This is a genomic window from Cupriavidus sp. 05T313, from assembly GCF_056396665.1.
This window is the reverse complement of sequence record NZ_JBFTLX010000381.1, coordinates 1-4,761: the sequence shown is the minus strand read 5'-3', so window position 1 is coordinate 4,761 and position 4,761 is coordinate 1. Positions and strand designations below refer to the sequence as shown.

General features: G+C 65.4%; 4 protein-coding genes and 1 pseudogene. 4 read left to right on the top strand and 1 reads right to left on the bottom strand.

Going from position 1 to position 4,761, the window contains the following annotated elements:
- From AC1DKD_RS39250 to AC1DKD_RS39240, 3 genes are all read left to right on the top strand, one after another.
- Nucleotides 1-991 (top strand): beta-keto acid cleavage family enzyme (locus tag AC1DKD_RS39250; RefSeq protein ID WP_477144566.1); only part of this gene is annotated, 991 nt, incomplete at its 5' end.
- Nucleotides 992-1,101: 110 nt separating this feature from the next.
- The gene (locus AC1DKD_RS39245; protein ID WP_477144565.1) at nt 1,102-2,442 is read left to right on the top strand and encodes an MFS transporter; all 1,341 of its coding nucleotides are present in this window, start codon (nt 1,102-1,104) and stop codon (nt 2,440-2,442) included.
- A 31-nt stretch (nt 2,443-2,473) separates the two neighbouring features.
- Entirely contained in the window at nt 2,474-3,088 is a 615-nt protein-coding gene (locus AC1DKD_RS39240) for an RBBP9/YdeN family alpha/beta hydrolase (RefSeq protein WP_477144564.1), read from the top strand.
- A gap of 41 nt (nt 3,089-3,129) precedes the next feature.
- Here AC1DKD_RS39240 and AC1DKD_RS39235 read toward each other — a convergent pair.
- A pseudogene (locus tag AC1DKD_RS39235) lies at nt 3,130-3,297 on the bottom strand (NAD(P)(+) transhydrogenase (Re/Si-specific) subunit beta); the annotation flags it as partial.
- Between the two features lie 362 nt (nt 3,298-3,659).
- Between AC1DKD_RS39235 and AC1DKD_RS39230 the strand changes: the two are divergent.
- Nucleotides 3,660-4,748, top strand: coding sequence for a porin (locus AC1DKD_RS39230; RefSeq protein WP_477144563.1), 1,089 nt, complete (start codon nt 3,660-3,662; stop codon nt 4,746-4,748).
- The last annotated feature ends 13 nt before the right edge of the window (nt 4,749-4,761 follow it).

Genomic DNA, 4,761 nt, shown 5'->3' with positions numbered 1-4,761 from the left:
TTACGGCCCCGAGTGGATGCCGGCGGATTTCCCCGAAGACATTCCGGTGACGATGGAGGAACAGGTGCAAAAGGCCGTTGACTGCTACAACGCCGGTGCCACGGTGCTGCACCTCCACGTGCGCGAACTCGATGGCAAGGGCTCCAAGCGCCTGTCCAAGTTCAACGAACTGATCGCCGGCGTGCGCGCCGCGGTGCCCGACATGATCATCCAGGTCGGCGGCTCGATCTCGTTTGCCCCGGAAGACGACGGCCAGGCCGCCAAGTGGCTGTCGGACGATACCCGGCACATGCTCGCCGACCTGGACCCCAAGCCGGACCAGGTGACGGTGGCCATCAATACGACGCAGATGAACATCATGGAGCTGCTCTACCCGGAATACCTGGAGGGCACCTCGCTGGCCAACCCGGCTTTCCAGGCTGCCTACAGCGAAATGACCGTGCCCGCCGGCCCCGCCTGGGTCGAGGAGCACCTGAGGCGCCTGCAGGCCTCCGGCATCCAGCCGCATTTCCAGCTGACCGGCATCCATGCGCTGGAAACACTCGATCGCCTGGTGCGCAAGGGCGTGTACACCGGACCGCTGAACCTGACCTGGATCGGCATCGGCGGCGGCTTCGATGGTCCGAATCCGTTCAATTTCTTCAACTTCATCCATCGCGCGCCGGATGGSTGCACGCTGACCGCCGAATCGTTGCTGAAGAACGTCCTGCCGTTCAACATGATGGCCATGTCGATGGGCCTGCACCCCCGCTGCGGCATCGAGGACACCATCATCGACCAGCACGGCAACCGCATGACCTCGGTGCAGCAGATCGAGCAGTGCGTGCGCGTCGCCCGCGAACTCGGCCGTGAAGTGGCCAGCGGCAAGGAAGCGCGCAAGATCTACAAGATCGGCGTGCAGTACAAGGATGCCGAGGAAACCCTGGCAATGCATGGCATGGCGCCCAACCGCAAGCCGCGGCAGGCAAMCCTGCCCTTGCGCGCAGCCTGACGCCAGCCCGGGCAAGCGGACCGGCAACGATGCCCGTCCGCTCGCCATSGATCACACAATCCGCGCCGAATTCGCGGCGCCACAGCGGCAYCAGACCGCAGGAGACTTTCATGGGACAGTCCCTCTCCGGGGCCGCTCRCGCGGACACGGATCTCACCGCCAAGCCGGCACGCTCGCATGCCTACGCGTGGCTGGTATTCGCCCTCATTTTTGCGCTCCTGCTTTCCGACTACATGTCGCGCCAGGTGCTGAACGCCGTCTTTCCCCAACTGCGGCTTGAGTGGGGCCTGTCCGACGCCAAGCTCGGCTCGCTCAGCGGCATCGTCGCGCTGATGGTCGGTCTGTTCACSGTGCCGTTCTCGCTCGTCGCCGATCGCTGGGGYCGCGTCAAGAGCCTGGCCCTGATGGCGCTGCTGTGGAGCTGCGGCACGCTGGCGTGCGCGCTCTCCGCCAGCTACGGGCATATGCTGGCGGCCCGCTTCTTCGTCGGCATTGGCGAGGCGGCCTATGGCAGCGTCGGGCTGGCCGTGATCCTGAGCATCTTCCCGCCKTCCCTGCGTGCCACCCTGACCGGCGCCTTCACCTCCGGCGGCATGTTCGGCGCGGTGCTGGGCATGGGGCTGGGCGGTGTCGTGGCGGCCCGCTTCGGCTGGCGCGCGGCGTTCATGGCCATGGCGGTATTCGGACTGATCGTGGTGCTGATCTATTGCGTCACCGTGACCGAAGCCAGGCTGGCGCGGCGCACGGCAGGGCCACGCGCCACCCACGGCGGCGCGGCGCCAGCCCGAGCCCGCATCCCCTTGCCGGCGCTGCTGCGCGGGCTCTTCTGGGCACCGTCCCTGGTCTGCGCCTATGTCGGCAGCGGCCTGCAGCTTTTCATCGCCTACGCGATCATGGCCTGGATGCCGAGCTACCTGAACCGGTACTACGGCATGCCGCCCGACAAGGCGGCGCTGCTCGCCGCGGCGCTGCTGATCGTCGGCGGCGTYGGCATGACCTTGTGCGGGATGCTGACGGACCGGGTTAGCCGCAACGCGCCGGCCCGCAAGCTGACGCTSGCGATCCTGTTCTGTCTCGTGTCGTGCGYGCTGTTGCTGGCGGGCTTCCGGYTGCCGCCGGGTACCKCGCAGTTGCTGCTGATCGGTTTCGGCATGCTGCTGGCAATGGGTACCTGGGGCCCCGCCGGCGCCATGGTGGTCAATCTCTCCCGCCCCTCGACCCATGCCACCGCGCTGGCGATGCTGACRCTGGCCAACAACATCCTKGGCGCCGCGCCGGCGCCTTACCTGACGGGCCTGCTGGCCGACAGGATCGGATTGCTCGGGGCCCTGCAGRTGGTTCCRCTGATCTCGCTGGTCGCAGCCGCCGTGTTCTTCATCGCCAGGCCGCGCTACCTGCGCGACCTGCGGCTTGCCGAAGCGCGCAATGAGGCAGAGCGCGCCGGCGCCTGACTCCTCCTTCACCCGCTGAGTAAACAACAAGATGCATCACATTGAATTACCCCCGATCGTCATCGTCCCCGGCCTGCGCGACCATGTCGCGGATCACTGGCAAACCTTGCTGGCCGACAAGTTGCGCGCCGACGGGCGCCAGGTCAGCATCGTGCCTCCGCTGGAGCACAACAAGCTTGACTGCRCCGTGCGCGTCGCTGCGCTGGAACGCACGCTGGCGAGCCTGCGTGAGCCGGCCTTGCTGGTGGCCCACAGCGCCGGCGTCATGATTACGGTGCACTGGGCGCGCCGTTCCGCGCGCGCCGTGCGCGGCGCGCTGCTGGCCGCGCCGCCCGATTTCGATCATCCGTTGCCTGAAGGCTATCCGGACGAAGATGCGCTGCGCCTGAACGGCTGGACACCCGCACCGCGCGCGGCCTTGCGCTTCCCAAGCATCGTCGCGGCCAGCCGCAACGATCCGCTTGCCCGTTTCGAGGAAGTCGCCGCGCTGGCCAGCGCCTGGGGCAGCCGCCTGGTCGACCTCGGCAACGTCGGCCACCTCAACCCAGCCGCCGGCTACGGCCAATGGCCGCGCGCCGAGCCGCTCATTCAGGAACTCTCCGAAATGACTGAACTGATTGGCCAGGGCAAGCAGCGGACGGCTTGACAGTCCAACGCCCCCTCAGGTCATGGCAGGACGCACCGCGACGCCTGGCTGCACTCGCTGTTGGTGCCTTCCATTTCGAAGACCTGATCGCAAGCCACCTCGGCCCCGGCCAGTAGCACGTTCATGTGGCCAGGCATGCGGCCTGCCGCCGCGAGGATCGCGTACTTCACCGCCACCCCCTTCCCTACCCGCTTCCCGGTCAGTTCCTGACAAAGCGGCGATTTGCCGCCAAACGAATCTCGACCTCGCGCTGTCAGCGGCAGTGCGGGGCGGGCCACTTCGATCCGGAAGCACCGCGCACAGGTAGCGTCTCCCCGACCCCACCAGCCCTGCGTTATCAATACGCATCGCGCGGGCCGCCTTTCCCGTCACCTTCAGCTTCCTTTGCTTCCCTTTGACAAGCCCTGACCCGCTACCGAACCCCCGTCGTCCATTTGCACCCATGCGCAGAAAATCTCTTGGTATCCGGAGAATCCCGCCCCCCTGCCATTGGGGGGCGCACGGCGCCCAATTCTTTGCATGATGACGGCGTCAATAACAGACGTAAACATGGATATGAGGAGGACAGGTAGTGAAATCGTCTAGGAAACTGAGCAAGCTTAATCTTGCACTCATTGCTTCGGGCGCAATCTGCGCCGGCAGCGCCCACGCACAGAGCAGCGTGACGCTGTATGGCGTGGCGGATATGAACGTTGAGTTCGCCAACCATGTCGGCGCCGTTCCCACCGCTGCCAACAAGTTCAATGCGGGCCCGTCCAACAACGTCTACCGCGCGAACTCCGGGGGCCTGTCCGGCTCGCGTTGGGGCTTGCGCGGTGCGGAGGATCTCGGCAATGGCGTGAAATCCGTTTTCGTTCTGGAAAGCGGCTTTAACCTGGATACCGGCACATCGCAGCAAAGCGGCCGCCTGTTCGGTCGCCAGGCATACGTAGGCCTGCAGAGTACGCAGTTCGGCCAGGTGACCTTCGGCCGCCAGTACACTTCGATGTTCGAGAGCATCGCGAACTTCGTGCCGGCAGCCTTTGCCACCCAGTATGAACCGATCGTGATGCTGACCGGCGCCAACTTCCGCGAGGACAACACCATCAAGTACTCCGGCCAGTTCGGTCCGGTGTCCGCACTGGCGCACTGGTCCTTCGGTACCGGCCTGGCGTTGCCGACGACGGTAGCCAACGGCCCGCTCCTCGGCGGTAACGGCGAAGTGCCGGGCCAGTTCCGCCGCGATACCGCCTATGGCGCGGCGCTGACCTACATTGCCGGCCCTGTCGGTGTGGCCGTTGCCTACGACCAGTTCAACCCGACCATTTCCAACCCGGCGACCGCGGCTGCCCTCGGCAGCGGCAGCTTCAAGAAGGCGACAATCGCGGGAAGCTATGCGTTCGGCCCGGCAAAGATCATGGGCGGCTACCGCTGGGGTCAGAACAAGGACCAGAATGGCAGCCTGATCGAGCGCGACGACTTCTACTGGATCGGCGCCAACTACCAGGTGACGTCGGCGCTTAGCCTGACGCTCGAATACGACTACGACAACGTCAAGAGCTTCTTCGCCAACAAGTCGGTGCCGAACCCATGGCAAGTTGCCTTTATCGCGGACTACACGCTTTCCAAGCGGACTGATGTCTACCTGACCACGGCATATTCCGGACTGATGTCTACCTGACCACGGCATATTC